Source organism: Bacillus sp. FSL H8-0547 (assembly GCA_038002745.1).
Lineage (GTDB): Bacteria > Bacillota > Bacilli > Bacillales > Bacillaceae > Bacillus_P.
The window spans coordinates 440040-461870 of the sequence record JBBODD010000001.1; the positions used below are offsets into that span (position 1 = coordinate 440040).

The window sequence follows — 21831 nt, forward strand, 5'->3', positions numbered from 1 at the left end:
CATATTTAATTAAAAGGAAATTGTCATCTTGTGTCAATGTTTTTTTGAATTTTCAAGTTATTTTGCCGCTCTTTTATTTTCAGTTAAACTGCTCCTTTTCCTCCGTTGTCCATTCTCCTCATCTTAAGCAAACAGCCTGTCACCCTTGTTCTAATAAGCGAATAGAATAAATCGTTATCATTTTTCGGAAGGAATCAGGGTATAGACATTTTGTCTGCCCGATAAGGTAGTATAGGTGATTACATTTTTGAGGGGAGCAATGGAATGGCATTTCCATCGAATACACAGTTTCAGCCGATCATTCTTGACGGGCAGCCGATTTTCGACGTGGTGGGAGATGAGTCGCCTGTATCAACTGATATAGTAGGCAACACGACTTTTCCAGCCGCGTATGTTGCATATGACGGTACGGCAATTTATTTCAGGATTCGTGTCAACGGGGATCCGAGAAATTCTCAAAATACGGGATTTGCAAACTTCGGGTGGGGGATTTTGATTAATACATCGGGCACTCCCGGGGTTTATAATTGGCTGTCAAACGTAAACGGCCTCGATAATTCCATTAACCTGGTCCAAAACACACAGCAGGTTTTTAACTCATGGAACGATCCGGCGGAAGGAACGAATGGCCGCGGTGCGCCCAACGTCAGAATTCCGATTGTAAACTTCGATGTGGCGAGAGTCACGCTTACAAATGACGGATCTAATTTTGGCGGTAATCCTGATTACTTTATTGATTTTCAGTTTTCTGCCGCACAATTTTTTCAGACGCTTGGCATTACGGCGAATTCGCCGCTGCAGTTCATTATTTTCTCTTCAGCTAATGCAAATAATTATAATAAAGACTCCTTAAGAACGTCAGAAGGATTTCAGTTTATTGATGCTTTGACAGATCCTGTTACTCCAAATGATGTAGACATTCGTGCAAAGCTTGCTGCATCTAAAATCATTACATTTGGTCCTGCGTCTGTTGTAACAGGAAGCATCGCCACTTGGAATCAGACGGTAACTGTTACGAACACAGGCCGCTCTCTTGCAAGGTCTGTTACAGCGGCGGATGTTTTTGGGATTGATCAGCTTGCGTCTGTCACAAACATTGCGGCTTCAGCAGGTACAGCCGTTTTTAATGCTTCCACGCGGACCTTGTCCTGGAATATTGGAAATTTAGCTGCAGGGCAATCCGTTACATTGACTTATACCGTTACAGGTACGTTTACTTCAGCTGGCACTAGAAGGCTTAATACCGTAACAGCCTCGGGAATTGATGATCTAACCGGTGCCCAGCTTGCCAATGCGGTTGCTTTTAACGATATCACGGTGACAGCTGCAGCCTCATTTACAGGCCAGGTGACTTCAGGGCAGACAGGTCTGCCTCTCTCAAACGTGACCGTTCAGCTGCGCAATTCAAACAATGTGCTTGTCGGAACAGCAGCAACTAATGCACAGGGAAATTACAGCTTCACCCAGCTTTCTCCGGGCACTTATACACTAACCTTTATACAAGCCGGTTTTACGACACTGACGCAATCTGCGGCAGTTGCCGCCGGACAGACACAGGTAGTCAATGTCATTCTCCAGCCGGTCCCGGGAACTCTTACAGGAACGGTTTCGGCTCAGGGAGGGACACCAATTGCGGGTTCAGTGCTGAGATTGACTGACCAGTTTAACACCGTGATTGCGACCGTCACGACAAATGCAAGCGGTCAGTATACCATTACAGGCATACCGCCCGGTCAATATACACTCTCAGCCAGCGCTTCAAATTTCCAGTCACAAACGCGCGGAACGACCATTGTTTCCGGACAGACAACGACAGAAAACTTTACGCTTGCCCCATCACCGGGTACCGTCACTGGGACTGTAACGGCAAATGGCGGCACGCCTGTTCAAGGTGCGCTCGTGGAAATACTCGATGGAGCAAACAATATCATCGCTCAGACCGTGACAAATGCAAGCGGACAGTACACAGTCAGCCAGCTTTCGCCTGGCACTTACCAGTTGCGCGTTACAGCTGCGAATTTCCAGACCAGCCTTCTTGGTTTTACAGTTGCAGCCGGCCAGATAACTACTCAGAATGTGGTGCTTCAGCCCTCACCAGGAACGCTGAGCGGCACGGTCACAGATGCAGCCACTGGAGCCGTTCTCTCCGGAACATCTGTAGCAGTTGTGAATCAAAGCGGAGCAACGGTCGCTTCTGTCCAGACAAATGCACAGGGTCAGTTTACCATTTCAAATTTGGCTCCTGGAACGTACTCGGTCACGTTCGGCCATGCGGGCTACGCAAGTCTTACCACCGGTGCTGTTGTTCAGCCGAATGCCACGGTCACTTTGAATGTATCTTTAGACCGGATTGTCGGAGTCATCAGCGGAACCGTGACAGACAGCCAGGGCGGAGCGATTGCCAATGCGACCGTTAATGTCTTTTTAAATAATAGTTTGGTTGCATCTGTTAATACAAACCAAAATGGAACCTATACCATCCCTAACCTCGCACCTGGAAATTACACGGTTTCCGCTACAGCTCAAAATTTCCAAACACAGGTGCAGGGAGTGCAAGTTGTTGGTTTCCAGACATCCACTGCCAACTTTTCACTTTCTCCTGATCCCGGATCTCTAACTGGCACTGTTACCGCAAATGGCGGGACTCCTGTTCCGGGAAGTGTCATCAATGTGCGTACAGCAGCCGGCGGAGCTGTCATTGCTACTGTTATTACTGATCAGAATGGAACGTATCTTGTTTCAAATCTTGCGCCCGGGACTTACTTTGTCTCTGCTTCTGCACAGGATTTCCAAACTCAGACTCAAGGTGTTTCTATCCAGCCGAATCAGACGGCTGCCGTCAGTTTCACTCTTGTACCTAATCCGGTCTCTATAACCGGTACAGTTATCAGTCAGCAGACGGGGCAGCCGATTGCCGGTGCTCAAATAGAAGTGAGAATTCTCGATGCCAATGGTGCGGTCGTGACCACTCTGTTCACTGATCTGCAAGGCACGTTCCAGGCACAGCAGCTTGCACCCGGGACCTACACAGTCGCAGCAGGAGCTTCAGGGTTTCAGACAAACATTGCGTCTGTGACCATTCCTCCGGGCGGTCAGGCAAATTTGACCATCACTCTTGCGCCTAACCCCGGTTTTATCACAGGGACGGTTTCAAGCGGCGGTAATCCTGTTTCCGGAGCTTCTGTCAGTGTGGTCGATCAAAACAACGTTCAAATTCAGTCCGTCCTTACAGACAGTCAGGGAACTTATACAGCCTCCGGTCTGCCTCCCGGAAACTACAATGTTGTCGTCAATGCTCAGGATTTTCAGTCTGCTATTGCAGGAGCAATCGTTGCAGCAGATGCAACAACAGTGGTTAATGTAAGTCTGACGCCAAATCCCGGATCTATTACCGGAACAATCTCTCCTGTCCTGCAAAACACGATTGTCCAGTTGTATACAGGTCAAGGTGTTTTTATTCAAAGCACCCTTGCCGATAGCAGCGGAAACTATCAGTTTTTAAATCTTGCGCCTGGCAACTACATTGTGACGGCATCCGCTCCGGATTATACGACAGAATCAGCAGGCGCTGTGGTGGTTTCAAACGCAGCTTCAACTGTCAATCTCACAATAAATCCAAATCCTGCATCAATCAGCGGGACCGTGCTTGACCCAAATGGCGCACCCGTTCCGAATGCAATTGTGCGTGTAGTGGACGCAAATGAGACCCTTCTCGGCCTGGCGGGAACTGATGCAGACGGTGCCTATGCAATCGGAAACCTTCCCCCAGGTTCGTTCACGGTAATTGCTTCTGCGTCTTCTTTCGGATCCGACCTGACCGGTGTAACGCTTCAGCCGGGAGGAAATGTTCAGAATGTCAATTTCACTTTAACACCAGACCCCGGTACCTTGAGCGGCCTTGTATTCAACCAGTCAAATGGCGCTCCGCTTCCGGGAGCAACGGTTGTAGTCCGTCAGGCTACAGGTTCTGGAATTATTGCTGCCACAGTCACATCAGGTCCTGACGGAAACTTCCTTGTACAGGGACTCTCACCAGGAAGCTATACAGTCACTGCCTCTCTTTCAGACTTTGGAACGGGAACGACTGGTGCTACTGTAGTAAGCGACACGGTGACTACGGCAAATATCTCTCTTGTTCAGTTAACAGGCACAATCAGCGGGCAGCTTAGGGATCCTGACGGAAACCCGGTTACAGGAGAAAATCTTCAGGTCAGGCTTATTGACCTAAATGGCGTGCTCATTCAAACGCTTGTGGCACAGCCGGATGGAACATTTGTCTTTCTTGATATCCTGCCTGGCAGCTATATTCTGAATGCTTCTGCCGCTGGATTTCAGGCAGCTTCAATCGGTGTTCAAGTGGAAGCAAATCAAGTTACACAAGCCATTGTCACCCTGCTTCCGTCTCCAGCTGTTTTAACAGGTCAGGTCCTTAACCAGCAGACTGCAACAGGGATTGCAGGAGCCCTAGTTACAGTTACAAATCCGAATACGGGTATTCTTATTGGCAGCGGGACTTCCAATCAAGACGGCACGTTTACAATCAGTAACCTTCCTGCCGGGTCGTTTCTTGCAAGTGCAGATGCGCAAAATTTTGGCACTGCATCTGTCGCCGTTATCTTAACAGCGGGGCAGACTGCAAATACGCTCCTTTCCCTCACGCCGAATCCGGGCAGTGCGGCAGGATTTGTTGTTAACAGAGAAAATGGGAATACGCTCCCTGGAGCAAGTATTCAGATTTTTGACCAGACGGGGGCATCCGTTGTTTCAGTCGTCAGCAATGCTCAGGGGCAATTTACAGCGGCAAGCCTTGCACCTGGAAATTATACGGCGATTGCTTCTGTCCAGGGTTTTACAAGCCAGACCATCAGCTTTATCGTTTTTTCAGATACGCAGTCAACTGCAAGCTTTGCGCTGGATCCTAATCCTTCCCAAATCCGTGGAACAGTGACGAATGCCGGAACCGGAGATCCTGTCGCGGGAGCAAGTATCATTGTCCGACAGTTTACTTCAACCGGCCCGATTATCACGACAACGGCAACGGATTCATTTGGTTTTTATTCAGCAGCCAATTTGCCTCAGGGAACGTTTACCGTCATTGTTCTGGACCCATTGTTCAGTTCCCAGGCTTCAACAGTTGCACTTGAGCCAGGGGAAATTGAAGATGTCAATTTTGCCCTGGAACAGCTTCCTTCAGCTGTCCAAGGTACCATCACAGACGCAGATACAGGCCAGCCGTTAATAAATACGCTAGTGAGCTTGTTTGATGATACCGGCATTTTAGTTACTCAAACGCAGACGGATATTAATGGCTTCTACCAAATCAACGGATTTTCCGCCGGAAATTATACAAATACGTTTACAAACCCTAATTTCCAGTCCCAGTCGTTCAGTTTCACAGCCGAGCCGAATCAGACGTCTGTTATTAACGCTGCACTGCTTGCAGACCCGGGAGGCATTACTGGGCAAGTATTTGACGGACAGACGTTTACTCCGCTTGCCGGTGCTTCTGTTCTCGTTTATCCTGCACTTGGAATCAATCCGATTGCATCCCTTGTAACAGATGGAACAGGCCGTTATACACTTGACAGCCTTCCGCCGGGATCTTATCTTCTTGTTGGCTCATACACGAACTATGCAACATCTTCCACAGGGATTACAGTCCAGTCAAATGCTGTTTCCAGCTCGGATATTGTTTTAACACCAGATCCATCTTCCCTGTCAGGTACGGTCACATCCGAGTTCGGCCAGCCGATTTTTAACGCAACTGTCCGGATCCTTGACCAAAATGAAACGGTTCTTGGAACAGCCGTAACAAACGAATTTGGTCAGTACGCCATTACCAATTTACCTGAAGGCAACCAGCAGATCATTGTTTCCGCACCAGGCTTTGCCACGCAGCTCGGAGGGGTCATTCTTTCTCCCGGTCAACTGACGGAGAATGTTAACTTTGTATTAACTGCGAATGCAGGAAGCATTGCCGGTCTCATTACGGCTTCTGATACCGGCCAGCCAATAACAGGAGCCATAGCCGTTGTAAGGACGATTGCAGGCGTACCTGTTGTGGTTGCATCTACTTCCACCGATGAAACTGGAAACTACTTTATTCCGGATCTTCAGCCGGGTTCCTATACGGTTACAGGATCTGCATCAGGTTTTGGCATTTCTGTAGTCGGAGCCATTGTCGTCAGTGATCAGACAACTCAGGCGGATATCAGTCTGCCCCGTCTTGTCGGTTCGATTTCAGGAACGGTTACAGATATTCAGGGAAATGCCCTGCTAAACATTCCTATTCAAATTAGGGTCTTTGATCAAAGCGGTATTCTTTTGCAGACACTTGCTGCCCAATCAGACGGAACATTTCTCATCACAAACTTGCCGCCTGGTTCCTATCAGCTGACAATTCTGGCAGAGAACTATGCTGCGATGATGGTTGGAGCATCTGTTACAGCCAATGAAACGACAACTCTTTCCGTTTCCCTTTCGCCAAATCCGGGGACAGCCGCAGGCCAGGTTCTGAGCGCTCAAACTGGTGATCCGATACCAGGAGCCATCGTGACGGTTACAGACACCAATGGTTTGCCGATCGGCAGCACCGTTACAGACAGCGGCGGAAATTTTATTATTCCTAATTTGCCGACTGGAACACTTGTGATTTCAGCTGTTGCACCTGATTTCGGGTCTGACTCTCGTTCCGTCATCTTAACGCCGGGAGGCACGGCTGCAACCATATTGAGCTTAACGCCGAACCCGGGAATCATCAGCGGTTTTGTAACAAACGGCCAATCGGGAGATCCCCTCCAAGGTGCTGTTCTTCAGGTGTTTGACAGCACACGGGCGCTCGTTGGAACGCTGACGACTGATGCTGCCGGCTTCTATCAATTTGCTAACCTTTCACCTGGCCAGTACAGAATTATTGCGACAGCTGCGAATTTCGGCTCAGATGTTCAGGATGTAACGGTTTTGTCAAACCAGACGACAAGCGCAAATTTTGCATTGGCACCGAATCCGGGATCCATCTTTGGAACGGTCGTCAATCAGCAAACCGGGGAATTTATAACAGGGGCAGCAATTGTCATCCGTCAATTTTCACCAACAGGACCTATTATCCAGTCAACGGCAACAGACAGCAGCGGACAATTCACCGTGCTGAATCTTCAGCCGGGGACGTATGCCATCACAGCATCAAACGTAAACTTCGGCACTCAGACAGCAACGGTACTGGTTCAATCAAACGCTGTTACAACTGCAGCGCTTGCCCTTCCTCCAAATCCCGGCGCAGTTACCGGTACGGTAACATCTGCTCAGACAGGGGATCCCCTGGTCAATACGCAAGTTCGCGTTTTGAATGACAACGGCATTTTAGCTGCAGTCGTACAGACGGATATAAATGGTGTATACCTGGTGCAGGGATTGACGCCGGGCACCTACACCATCGTCCTGATTAATGAAGATTTCCAAAGCAGAACGATAGGTGCAATTATCGGTGCAGGAGAGACTGTTACCGTAAATGCTGCTCTCGCTCCGAATCCGGGAAGTATTACAGGAGTGATTTCAGATGCTGTATCCGGTACACCGCTGCAAGGTGCCATTGTTCAGCTATTCCCTGCTCAAAGCCTGATACCGATTGCAAATGCAGCTTCTGACCAAAACGGGCAATATACATTTTCCGGTATTGAACCTGGTGAGTATATAGCAGCTGCAAGTGCAGAAAATTACGCCCGCGGAACGGCTGGGGCAACTGTGTTTCCGAATGCTCAGGCAGTCTTGAACATTGGGCTCACTCCGAATCCGGCAGCCGTTGCCGGAACCATCACCCAAAACGGCGGCACTCCTGTTGGCGGTGCAACAGTCCGTATTCTGGATCAGAATGAAACCGTTCTTGGAACAGGTATAACAGATCAAAACGGAAACTATACGATTGGAAATCTGCCTCAGGGCAATCTAGCGGCCGTCATTTCCGCTTCAGGATTCGGCACTTTGCTGACCGGTGTTACCTTAAGTCCTGGTCAGACGACGACTTTGAACGCACAGCTTGTGCCAAATGCAGGATCCATCAGCGGAACCGTTACCGATCAGCTGACAGGACTGCCAATTGCCGGTGCTGATATCGTTGTCAGAAGATCAGGAGCTGCATCGATCATTGTTGCTAATGTAACAACAGATACAAACGGAACGTATTTCGTCTCAGATCTCGCACCCGGAACGTATACAATCACAGCCGTACGAAACGGATATGGTGCAGCTGCGACAGGTGCAACAGTCGTAAGCGACGTGAACACGTCCGCTCCAGTCAGCTTGACGCCGCTGTCCGGGAGCATTGCCGGCACAATTACAGACCCTCAGGGCAATCCGATTACTGGAAACAACCTTCAAGTTCAACTGTTTAATCAGAATGGCCAGCTCGTTAAAACGGTTCTCGCAGGTTCTGACGGTTCTTTCGCCGTTAATGGCCTTGCGCCTGGGACGTATCAGGTTGTTGTGACTGCACCAAACTATGCGACAGGAACATTCAGCAGCACCGTTATTTCAGAACAGACTACCGCTTTAAACCCTGTTCTGCAGCCAAATCCCGCAGCTGTGAATGTTACGGTTACAAGCGCTGATACCGGCACGCCGATATCAGGAGCCATCATATCAATTTCTCTTCCAAGCGGGACAGTTGTCGGCATTGGGGTCACGGATGCTAACGGGTTTGCTGCAATTGGGAACTTGCCTCCGCAGTCTCTTAACTTGTCCATAACAGCCGAGAATTTCTCAAGCTTCTCGCAGGCTGTTAATCTGTCACCAGGCCAGACTTTGAATACTGCCGTTTCTTTGGCAGCCCAGATCGGAACGCTGTCAGGAAGCGTGTTTAATGCCGGCACATCTTCACCTATTACCGGTGCAACGATTGAAGTTTTTGATTTTACTAGAGGATTAATCGCAACTGTCGCCACAGATGCGTTCGGAAACTACCTGGTTCAAAATCTCTCTGCAGGTGTCAACCGTGTCATTGCTTCAGCAGAAAATTTTGGCTCAACCGTTCAGGAAGCAACTGTTTTTGCCAATCAGCAAACCGTTCTCAATTTTTCGCTGCCGCCAAACCCTGGAACAATTCAAGGCACCGTTGTCAATCAGCAGACAGGCGATCCGATTTCAGGCGCTGCTGTTGTCATCAGACAGTTTTCACCTACAGGGCCTGCTGTAGATTCTGTCTTTACTAACCAAAACGGCGAGTTTACAGTTAATAATTTGGCTCCTGGAGCTTACACGGTCATTTCTTCTGCTGAAAACTTCGGCACACAGGCAGGTTCCGTATTCGTCTCGTCAAATGCTGTGTCAGCTATTAATCTTGCACTCATTCCAAACCCAGGGTCCGTTCAGGGAACACTGACAGATTCACAGACGGGTACGGCGATTGCAGGGGCACTGGTCAGAATTCAAAACAGCAATGGCGCCATTGTCCAGGAGGTTCAGACAGACAGTGAAGGAGTCTACACAATTGACGGGCTTGCACCGGGAAACTACTCGCTCATCGGTATTGCCCAGACATTCCAGCGCGCATCAGTTGGTTTCAATGTTGCTTCAAATGCAACAACGATAGTCAATTTAGCACTCGATCCTAATCCCGGTTCTATTACCGGAAGAGTGACAGATCAGCAGACAGGGAGAGCACTTGAGGGAGCCTCGGTTCAGATCTTCCCGGTTCAAGGTCTCTTTCCGGTTGCGAATGCTCTTACTGACCAAAATGGAAACTACTCGGTCATCGGTCTTGCTCCTGGAGAGTATATTTCCGCTGCGGATACTTCCAATTATGCACGCGGAGCTATCGGTGCCATTGTAACCGCAGATCAAACAACAATAGCCAACCTTGCTCTCATGCCAAATCCTGCCGCAATCAGCGGCACTGTCACTAGTACAGGAGGGCAGCCCGTTCAAAATGCAAGCGTCAGAGTTCTTGATCAAAATGAGACAGTGCTTGGAAGCGCACTGACCGACCAGAACGGAAGCTATGTGATCAGCGGCCTCCCGCCAGGTTCTCAAACCGTGATTGTGACGTCAGAGACGTTCGCAGGGCAAATCAGCGGAGTGACACTTGCACCGGGAGATTTCCTCCAGAATATCAACTTTATCCTGACTCCGAACCCTGGAGCCATTGAAGGAACTATAAGCAATGCCCAGACAGGTGATCCGATTGCAGGCGCCATTTCCATTGTCCGCCTGACAGGAGGAACGGGTGTAATTGTGGCAAATGACGTAACGGATTCAGACGGGTTCTATTCCGTGACCGGCCTTGCTCCAGGTACGTATACGGTAACAGCCTCAAAGACAGGTTTTGGAACAGCTTCTGTAGGTGCGGTTGTGTTCAGCAATACGACGACATCAGCAAACCTGCAGCTGAGCCCGAACACAGGAGCCATTTCCGGGATCATCGCTGATCTTCAGGGAAGTCCGATTCTTGGAATGGGCGTACAAATTCAAGTTTATGACCAAAGCGGGTCACTTGTTAAAACACTACTGGCGCAGACAGACGGTTCCTATACTGTTCTTGATTTACTGCCGGGCAGCTACACCCTTGTCATCACTGCACCGGACTTTGCTGCTGCAACAATCGGAGCCATCGTTGTTTCTGATCAGACTACACAGGCAAATGTCGCCCTGACGCCAAATCCCGCGTCAATTACAGGGCAAGTATTGAATGCAGGCACAGGGGATGCCATTAATGGAGCGCTGGTCACTGTAACAGACTTAAACGGCCTTGTACTGGCATCGGCAACGAGCGGAATAGATGGAAGCTTTACGATTCAGAACCTTCCGCCTGCCACTTTACTTGTGTCAGCCGTTTTCCAGGGCTTTGGCGGTGACTCTAAAGCCGTCCTGCTTTCACCTGGTCAAATTGGAACAACCACTCTGTCTCTCACGCCAAATCCCGGTACTTTGACAGGTTCTGTCGTAAATGTCCTGAATAACCAGCCAATTCCAGGTGCAGTCCTGCAAGTGTTCGATTCTACAGGTGCTCTCGCTGCTACAGTACTGTCAAATGATAACGGTTTTTACCAGGTTCAGAATTTGGCTCCGGGAACGTACCGGGTAATAGCCTCAGCAGCAAATTTCGGCTCTGCTGCCCAGGATGCAGCAATTGCATCAAACGCTGTGACGACACTGTTGTTCCAGCTTCAGCCAAATCCCGGAACGATTACGGGAACGGTTTATAACGAGCAGACCGGTGCGCCCATCCAGAATGCAAGTGTGGTCATCAGGCAATTTTCCGCCGCCGGGCCTGCAGTAGCAACAACAGCAACGAACGCCCAAGGAGAATTTGCCGTATTTAACCTGGTGCCTGGAACCTATACCATTATCGCTTCTCAGCAGAGTTTCGGCACTCAGGCAGCTTCAGCGTCTGTCGCATCTAACGAGACCACTGAAGTGCAGCTGAATCTTCCGCCAAATCCTGGTTCCGTTCAGGGTACGATTATCAATGCGCAGACAGGAACACCACTGCCGGATACACTCATTAGAATCATCGATTCAGGAGGCGTGCTGGTCGCCGTTTCTCAGACAGATGTAAACGGGGTTTACCGGGTTGACGGCCTCGCACCCGGCAGCTATACACTCGTTGCTGTAAATGCCGAGTTCCAGAACCAGACGCTTGGGTTTACGGCCATATCTGACCAGACAGTCACGTTAAATTCGGCATTAAATCCAAATCCGGGAAGCATTACCGGAACGGTTTTAAACGCTCAAACTTCAGCGCCAATTGCAGGAGCATCCATTCTGATTTTCCCGTCAGGAAGCTTTATTCCTGTCTTTGAGACAGCTGCTGATCAAAATGGCAGCTTTACAGCCGGCAGCCTTCAGCCTGGTGCATACAGCGTCACGGCAGCCGCATCCAATTTCGGAACCATATCTGTCGGTGCCCTGGTTTCTTCAGGAGCCGCAACCGCTGTCGAGATTTCTCTTTCTCCTCTTCCGGCAGCGATATCTGGTCAAATCACAGATCAATCCGGGAATCCTTTGCCGGATGCAGTCATTAGAATTCTTGACCAAAATCAAAACGTTGTCGGTTCCGGCGCAGCTGACCTGAACGGCAATTATTCCATTGGAAATCTTGCACCGGGAACGTATACGGTCAGTGCTTCTGCCCCTAACTACGGAACGGGCCTTCAGGGCGTTTCCGTCTTAGCAGACCAGACGCTGACAGGTGTGAACCTTGCGCTCACGGCAAATCCCGGATCCATTTCAGGAACGGTGACAAACATTGCCACAGCTGAACCATTGGCTGGAGCAATTGTGACAATTCGAACGCTTCAAGGTGACAGCAATGCAGTTGTGCAAACGGTCAATACAGATGAATCCGGAAATTATCTTGCTCAAGGTCTTGCACCAGGTTCTTATTCGGTCACGGCAGCCGTCTTCGGTTTTGCCTCACAGACGCAAACAGTGACTGTATCAAGCAATCAAACGGCGACGGCAAATTTTGCCCTTGCTGCAGAAACCGGAACGATTTCAGGTACAATCCGAGACGGAAATGGAGATCCGATTACAGGCGGCAATATTTTTGTCAGAGTCTTTGATGGAAATGGGCTTCTCATCAAATCCATTACTGCAGAACCAGACGGGTCTTACACCGTTATTGATCTTGCGCCCGGGACTTATACGGTTGTTGCACAAGCGCCTGGCTTTGCGGCATCAGCTGCCGCTGCAGCAGTAGTTGCCAATCAGACAACAGCCCTTGATCTTCAGCTGGCGCCGCTGCCTGCATCAATCACCGGGCAGGTTTTAAGCCAAGGCACAAATACGCCGCTCCAAGGGGCTGCTGTCACAGCCAGTGTTGCCGGTCAGGTGCTGGCTTCCGCTTTTACGGATGATTCAGGAAACTTCCAGCTCACTAATCTTCCTGCCGGCACAATTACGCTTACAGTTTCTCAGACAGGATTTGCTGACAACGTTCAAGCAGTCATACTTGATCCGGGTGAAACGGAGCAAGTAACCGTATCTTTAAGTCCGCTGCTCGGGTCCATTTCAGGGACGGTTATCAATCAGTTGACATCTGATCCGATTGCCGGTGCTATCATTACCATCCGTCAATTTTCACCGGCTGGACCTGTCATTGCGACTGCTGTTACAGATGCTCAAGGAACATTTCTTACAGCGAATCTTGAACCAGGATCCTACACGGTCATTGCTCAATCGGCCGGGTTTGGCACACAGTCGGCATCAGCCGCCGTTTTTGCAAATGAAGTTGCCAATGTGACAATCGGCCTCACACAAGCTCCGGGAACGGTTCAGGGAACCGTCCGCCGCTTAGATACGAACGATCCGATTTCAGGAGCAGCAGTCCAAGTCATACGCCGTGACGGCACTCTTGTAGATGAAGTCACTTCAGATGGAGCTGGATTCTACGCGGTTGAAGGGCTCACGTCTGATTTCTATACGCTTGTCGTCTCAAGTCCGGATTATCAGAATCAGTCTGTCGGCTTTACGATTCTGCCGGGACAGACGACAACGGTCAATGTATTCCTTGCAGCAAATCCAGGAGTTCTGACCGGAACTGTAACCGACCTCTTCTCTGGCGGTCCAATAGCAGGTGCCGTTGTCCTTGTCTTCCCTTCACAGGGAGTTACAGCAATTGCACAAGAACTCACGGATCAAAACGGACAGTTTACGGTTCCGGGTCTCGCACCAGGTGAGTACAATGTCGTCGCTTCAGCATCAAATTATGCTAGAAGAGGAACAGGAGCCGTCATTTTTGCAGGACAGACAACAGATATCTCCATTCAGCTTTCTCCAAATCCGGCGACGATTTCCGGGACTGTCACCGATACCGGAGGAACACCTGTAACAAATGCATCAGTCAGAATTCTTGATGGGAATGAAACAGTTCTTGGTACGGCAATCACAGATGAATTTGGGAATTACTCTGTGAGCAACCTGCCTCAGGGAACCTTGACGGTCCTTGCATCTGCACCTGATTTTGCCGCAAGTCTTACAGCTGTTACCGTGACACCAGGACAGCTTTTGACTAATGTGAATATTGCTCTCAATTCACTGTTTGGAAGCATCAGCGGACAGATTACAAATGCAGCAACAGGGGATCCGATTGTCGGGGCGATTGCAGTCGTAAGGACTGTCGGAGGAACAAGCGTTATCATTGCAGCAGGCTCAACAGACGGAAACGGAAATTATTTATTAGAAGGACTGTCACCAGGTTCTTACTCAGTAGTGGGAACGGCAGCAGGCTTCGGCTCTATTACTGCAGGCGCAATCGTTCAGGCTAATGCTGTGACTGCAGCAAATATTGCCCTTCCGCCGGATACCGGCATGATTTCAGGCTCACTGACAGACGCGTCTGGAACAGCCATCACCGGGTCAAACATTGCTGTTCAGGTTTTTGATATCAACGGCATTCTTGTCAAAACCCTGCTTGCTGCATCAGATGGAACGTTTACAATTATGGATCTGGCACCCGGCACATACCTGATTCAAATCACAGCACCCAACTATGCCGCTGCTGTTGCCAGTGCCGTCGTCCTTGCCAATGAAACAACGGCTTTGCCTGTCATTCTTTCACCGAATCCTGCAGCCGTATCAGGGCAGGTCATCAATGCCGTAACATTTGATCCTTTATCCGGTGTTATTGTAACGGTGACAGACTTAAACGGATTGATTGTCGGAAATGCGGTCAGTGATCAAAACGGACAATTTACAATTCAGAATCTGCCCCCGAATACACTGAACGTTTCTGCTTCTTCAACACAGCCGGGATTCGGCTCTGCTTCTGTATCGGTTCAGCTTGGACCTGGTGCTGTAAACAGCGTCACCCTCTCCCTGCCGCCAGTTGCCGGATCTCTTACAGGCACAGTCAGGGATGCAGAGACTCAAAACCCGGTGCCGGGTGCTTCCGTTCAGGTCTTTGATTCTACAAGAGCCCTTGTGGCAACAGTTGTCACGGACCAAAGCGGTCAGTATTTAGTAAATAACCTGATTGCAGGCAGTGTCAGAGTGACAGCATCTGCAGCCAATTTCGGCACAGTGGTTCAGGAAACGGCGATTACTGCAAATGCTCAGACGGTTCTTGATTTTAATTTACCTGCAGATCCGGGCACGATTCAGGGAACGGTGATCAATCAGCTGACAGGACTGCCTCTGAGCGGAGTAAGCATCGTTGTAAGGCAGTTTTCTCCAACAGGCCCTGTCGTCGCAAGCTCTGCAACAGATGCAAATGGTTTCTTTACCGCTCCGAATCTTGCACCCGGTTCCTATACCGTTCTTGGAACTCTTGCAGGCTTCGGAACACAGGCTGGTTCAACGGTTGTTGAATCCGGACAGATATCGATTGTACAGCTCTCTCTCCCGCCAAACCCCGGAACCGTTCAAGGATTGGTGACAGAGGCAGGTACCGGAGTGCCTTTAGTCAATACGCTGATTCGAATTGTAGATGTGAACGGTGTGCTCACGGCTGTTGGCCAAACAGATTCAAATGGAAGATACAGCATTCAAAATCTGCCTCAGGGCTCATATACCGTTACAGCCATCAACACGAATTATCAGCAGCAGACAATTGGCACAACGATCGTATCCGGACAGACAGCAACGCTTGATATTGAGCTGGATCCTGATCCAGGTTCCATTACAGGAACAGTCACAAATGCTGCTTCAGGAACGCCGCTCTCAGGAGCTTTTGTGCAGCTCTTTCCTTCTCAGGGATTGCAGCCTCTTGTCAGTGCGGTCACTGATTCACTTGGCAGATACTCATTTGCAGGCATTAAGCCAGGGACCTATTCAATAGCGGCGGATGCCGCAAACTTTGCAAGAGCCATTGTCGGAATATCGGTTGTTTCAAACACGGAATCAACGGCAAATCTTGCGTTGTCTCCAAATCCGGCAGCGGTCTCCGGAACAGTCAGTGATTTGTCCGGAAATCCGATTGGAAATGCAACCGTAAGAATCTTGAATGGAAACGAAACCGTTATCGGCACCGGCATTACCGGAGGAGACGGAACGTATACCATTTCCGGTCTGCCGCCTGGAACATTCAATATCATTGTTTCAGCTGAAGGTTTCAGTTCTTCTGCTGCAGCAATCACACTGACTCCCGGGGAGTTCCAATCCGGCATTGATTTTTCTCTTGCAGCAAATCCCGGGTCCCTTACAGGCATTGTGACAGATGAAGCGACAGCAGCCGGATTAGCCGGAGCAAGCATTATCATCCGCAACAGTTCAGGTGTTATCATCGCATCCGCCTTTACAAATACAGACGGCAGGTACACGATTCAGAACCTTGCACCGGGAACTTACAGCGCTGTGTTTACGGCAGAAGGATATGGATCAGCTGTCATTGGCGCACAAATTATTTCCGGTACAGCCGTTCAGCTTAACGCATCACTCGCTGCACTCACCGGCAGCATAACCGGTGCAATAGTTGATCAACAGGGAGATCCGGTCACAGGGCAGGATATCCTTGTGAAAATCTTCAATGAAAATCTCGTATTGATTGAGGCACTGACTGCTCAAGCTGATGGAACATTCTCTGTCTTTAACCTGATTCCGGGAACATACCTGGTCAATGCTTCAGCCCCGGGATTTGGGTCAAATACAGTCAGCTCGATTGTTTTTGCCAATCAAGTGACAGCAACGTCCGTTACTCTGACAAATCTGCCTGCCGCATTAACAGGAACCGTTTCTGACAGCAGCACAGGACTTGGAATTTCAGGTGCTTCAATACTCATCACAAGAACAAATGGTGTCATTATTGCGACAGGATTCAGCGGAGATCAGGGGGCATTCACGTTCCCGAACCTGCCTTCAGGTACTTTCCTCCTGACAGCACAGGCACCGGGGTATGGAAACGCCACAACGTCCATCATCCTGACGGCGGGAGAAACGACAACTACTTCGCTTGCCTTGTCTCAGCTCACTGGGCGCCTTTTAGGGCAAGTAACAAGTGCACAAGACCTGGCACCGATTGCAGGAGCTGTCATCCAGTTATTTGATGAAAATCGTACACTCATCTTGACAGTCGTGTCCGATGCACGGGGGAATTTCACGGTCCCTGCCCTTTCCCCGGGCCAGTATACAGCCGTTATTAACGCGCAGGATTTTGGCAGTGAGTTTAGAGGCTTTACCATTACCGCAGGCTCAGATACAGTTCTTGCCATTGACCTGACACCGAACCCCGGCATCATTCAGGGATTTGCCACAAATGCTGTGGGCGGCGCTGCAATCCCGAGTGTAAGTGTTATCGTTCGCGCTCTCAGTCCTGCCGGTCCAATCATTGCGACAACACTGACCGACAGCAATGGGTTTTATCAGGTCACAGGCCTTGCACCGGGTGCTTACAGTGTTATTTTCAGCGGTGCTCCGTCTTTTGGTTCTCAAATTGCCAGCGAAACGATTGACCCTGGTGAAACGGAATTCGTCAGTGCCGTTCTGTCCCCTCAGCCAGGTACAGTACAAGGTCAAGTAACCTATGAGGCAGGCTTTGGGATTTCAGGTGCTCTTGTTCAGCTATTCAGCCTTCAGGGAGGATTGATCCGAAGAGTTCAAACAGATACAGACGGCAATTACTCTATTACCGGCTTTACAGCGGGAAGCTACACACTGTCTGTTCTTCAGCAAAACTTCCAGTCATCATCAGCTGGATTTGAGGTTCTGCCTGGTCAGACCGCGACAGTGAACTTCACCCTGCAGGCAAGTCCCGGGTCAATTACGGGTATTGTAAGGGATGCTGTTACTACTCAGCCGGTTCCCGGAGCCATTGTGCAGCTGTTCCAAAGTCAAAGTCTGACTCCGATCGCGTTTACTGTCACTGATCAGCAGGGCTCATACACCTTTAGCGGAATCCAGCCAGGCAGCTATCTGGTTACAGCTTCGGAATTTAATTACGCGAGCTCATCAATTGGGGCCACAGTCGCTGCAAATCAGCAGGTGCAGGCAAATATTCTGCTTCAGCCTAACCCTGCTTCCATTTCCGGTCAGGTGACAGATGCCTTTGGATCACCGATTAATAATGCATCTGTGCGAATTCTTGACCAGAATGAGACACTTGTTGGATTTGCCGTAACCGGAGCTGACGGGACGTATGCCATTGGAAACATCCCGACAGGCAGCTTTAAACTCGTCGTTTCAGCCGAAGGCTATCAGACTGCGCTTTCCGGAATCAGTCTCTCAGCGGGAGAGCAGCGGACAAATGTTAACTTTTCTCTTTCCGCTAATCCCGGCAGCATTTCCGGAAGCGTTACAGATGTATTTGGCAATCCAATTACAGGAGCAGTTGTGACCGTCCGAATCATCGGAGCCGGCGGTGTGGTTGTTGCCACAGTAGTTACCGATACTGACGGAAATTACACAGCCGGAAGCCTTCCTCCGGGCTCCTATACTGTAACGGTTACAGCTCAAGGGTTTGAAACGCGAACGGTTGGAGCGATTGTCCAGTCAGATCCTACTACTACAACAAACGTTGCACTCTCGGGCATTTTTGGTTCGATAACAGGAGTTGTCCTGAATAACCTTGCTCAGCCGATTACGACTGCGTCTGTTGCAGTGTCTCTGTTTGATGAAAATGGCATCCTCGTCTTTACAACGAATACGCATTCAAATGGGAGTTTCGCCTTCCCGCAGGTGGCGCCAGGCAACTATGTCATTACGGCATCTGCCAGCGGATTCGTGACGGGAATTATTGGGGCAGTTGTCATCCCGGATGAAACGTCAAATGTTACGCTGCTGCTGCAGACCGGACCGGCTTCAATTGCAGGAATTGTCAATAATGCAGCAACAGGTGATCCGATTCAAGGCGCTATTGTAACAGCAACAACCGTTGACGGCCAGGTCCTGGCCATTTCAACAAGTGCTGCTGACGGTTCATTCACCATCTCTAATCTGCAGCCGGGCACCGTTATCTTAACAGCGACCGCTTCTAATTTTGGCACTGATTCTAAATCTGTCATCCTTGTGGCCAGTACCACTGCTCAAACAACTCTGTCTCTCAGTGCGAACCCGGGCTTTTTGACAGGAGTAGTAAGCGACCGTAATTCCCTGCCATTACCAGGCGCTGCCGTTCAAATTTTCGACATTACGAATGGTCTTGTCGCAAGTGTTTTGACAGATAACACTGGTTCTTACCGGATTGATGGTCTGACACCTGGAACGTACAGGGCAGTCTTCACCGCAGCAGGCTTTGAACGATTGGCTGCAGGTGCTGTTATTGCAGCCGGTCAGACGACACAGCTGAACGTTCAGCTGAACGGGGCATTCGGAACGGTAAACGGCACAGTTTTAAATGCTCAAACGAGATCACCGATCCAGGGAGCTGCCGTAACGATTCGCTATCAAAGTCCATCGGGACCAATCTTTGCAACTGTTTTAACCGACCAAAACGGATTCTTTGAAATTCCAGGGGTGACAGAAGGACAGATTTCCATCGTGGCCACAGCTTCAGGCTACGGTGCGCAAACGCTCACTGCTACCGTCTTTACAGGTCAAACGGTCACAGTGGGCTTCCGTCTCCTGCAGCAGACGGCATCCATCCAGGGAGCGGTTACGAATCAAGGAACCGGCGCGCCGCTGCCTGATACGAGAATCAGGGTCATCGACTCAACAGGCGCAACAGTAGCGACAACCCAGACAGATGACAGCGGAGCCTATCTTGTTCCAAATCTTTCACCTGGAACGTATCAGGTTATTGCACTGAATGTAAACTTCCAGGCGCAGTCACAAACCGCCGTCTTAAACCCGGGAGATGCAGCCATTGTCAATTTTGCGCTTGCCGCAAATCCATCCGCTTTGACAGGTACGGTAACAAACGAATTGACTGCCCTTCCGATCATCGGAGCATTAGTCGAAGTGTTTAATTCAAATGGACTTTCCATCGCCTTTGGCCTCACAGATGAGAAAGGTCAATATGTGATCCAGGGATTGCCGCAGGGAACATTCACAGCAACAGCTTCAGCACCCGGCTATGTTTCAGAATCTGCTTCTGTCCTGCTCACTGCCGGAGAAACAACCGTACAGGACTTCCAGCTCGGCCTTGCGCAGACACGGAGCGGAGTCATCGCAGGAAGAATTACAGACTTTGATACCGGTGCGCCAATTGGGGGCACAAGAGTCGACATCACCAACAGCCAGGGTGAGCTAGTAACGTTCGTCTTTACAGATGTAAACGGCCAGTACTTCTTTGAAGGACTCTCACCTGATGAGTACACAGTCTTTGCTGCAGCCGAAGGATACCAGCAGGCTCAGCGACTTCTGACACTTGGAGAAAGTGAATCCATCCTTGACGCTGACTTTGCTCTTATCAGACGGACTGCTTTTGGATCAATCAGCGGCCAGGTGCGAAATGCTTTCACACAGGCACCGGTAGCAGGAGCCCTGATAGAAGTAAGAAATGAACAGGGAGAAGTCGTCGCAACAGGCTTTACAGATGCAAACGGCAACTTTATCATCCCGGATCTTCTCCCTGGCACGTACTCACTTGTCACCATTGCAGCAGGCTTCGTTACAGACACTACCGTCATCACCGTGACAGCAGGAGAAATTTCAACAGCTTCCATCAGACTGCAGCCAAGTCCGTTCAGCCACTTCTAATAATTATTGGAACAGCTCTCTTGTGAGGGCTGTTTTTTTATGAAAAAGCATGTCTTATTTAAAAACGTTCTGCACACATGCTAAACTAATGATACAAACAGATCCGGAGGATTCAATATGATCAAACCCGCACTCGCAGAAAGCATCATTTCAGAAATGAATCATCTTATTCATGAGGAATTAATCGTTGCCGATACGACCGGTACAATCATTGCCAGCACGGATAAAAGCAGAGTCGGTACTTTTCATGAGGGTGCGCTCATCTGTATACAGGAAAAAATCATGCGGGTGATAACGGAAGAAGATCAAAAAACACTCAAAGGTGTGAAAGCAGGCATCAATCTTCCTGTCTTTTTCCAGCATCAGATTGCCGGTGTCATCGGCATTACAGGTAATCCCGAACGAGTATCATCATACGGGGAAATCCTGAGAAGAATGACGGAGCTTTTGATGAATGAACGCTACTATTCCGAGCAGGTTGAGTGGCGTGCGCGTGCACTTGAAGCTTTCGTCTTTGACTGGGTTCAAAAGTCAGACTGGACAGAGGAATTTATCAGCCAGGCGGAATTGCTCGGGGTCGATCTGACGCTGGAAAGACAGGTTCTTATCGGTCACTGCTCAAGCGAAATAGAAGGACTGATCAGCCAACAAACTTTGAATGATCTTATGCAGACTTTCACACGTGAAACAGCTGATGTCTTTGTCCGATGGGGAAACGACCGGTTCGTCATTCTCCTTTCGGGAATTAAGAAAAAAGAGCGGATACACCATTTCGCCGGACAAATCCGTGATTACCTCAAAAACCGGTACGGGCTCGATTTGTCAATCGGAATAGGACAGCCTGCATCCCCTCAGCATGTTCACCTCTCGTTTCAGCAGGCAGACCGTGCTTTAAACACAGCCAAAAAAACAAAAGAGATTGTGTTTGATGATGACCTGCGCCTGGAAATGCTTCTCAAAGATATTAAAAAGGAAACAAAAAAAGACTTTGTCAGAAGAACAATCCATTCAATGGAACGTGAGAGAGAACTTATCGATACACTTCAAACATTCATACGGCAAAATCAATCCTTCAAGGCTGCAGCCGACGTTCTTCATATTCACATCAATACCCTTCACTACAGGATGAAACGGATCGAGGAACTTACAGGATTGAATCCCCGCCATACACATGACATGACAATCTTATATCTCGCTCTTCTCTTTTTAGATGAACAGCCAAAAAAAGAATAAAAAAGCCGCAAATATTTGGAGGATTAACCATAGTTA

Annotated in this window: 2 protein-coding genes; both read left to right on the forward strand. The window is 49.4% G+C overall.

The window, feature by feature from the left end; translation table 11 throughout:
• Positions 1-264: 264 nt before the first annotated feature.
• Entirely contained in the window at positions 265-20562 is a 20298-nt protein-coding gene (locus tag MHB63_02240) for a carboxypeptidase regulatory-like domain-containing protein (protein ID MEK3805407.1), read from the forward strand.
• Between the two features lie 117 nt (positions 20563-20679).
• On the forward strand, positions 20680-21795 hold the full coding sequence (locus MHB63_02245; protein MEK3805408.1) for a sugar diacid recognition domain-containing protein: 1116 nt from the start codon (positions 20680-20682) through the stop codon (positions 21793-21795).
• Positions 21796-21831 lie beyond the last annotated feature (36 nt).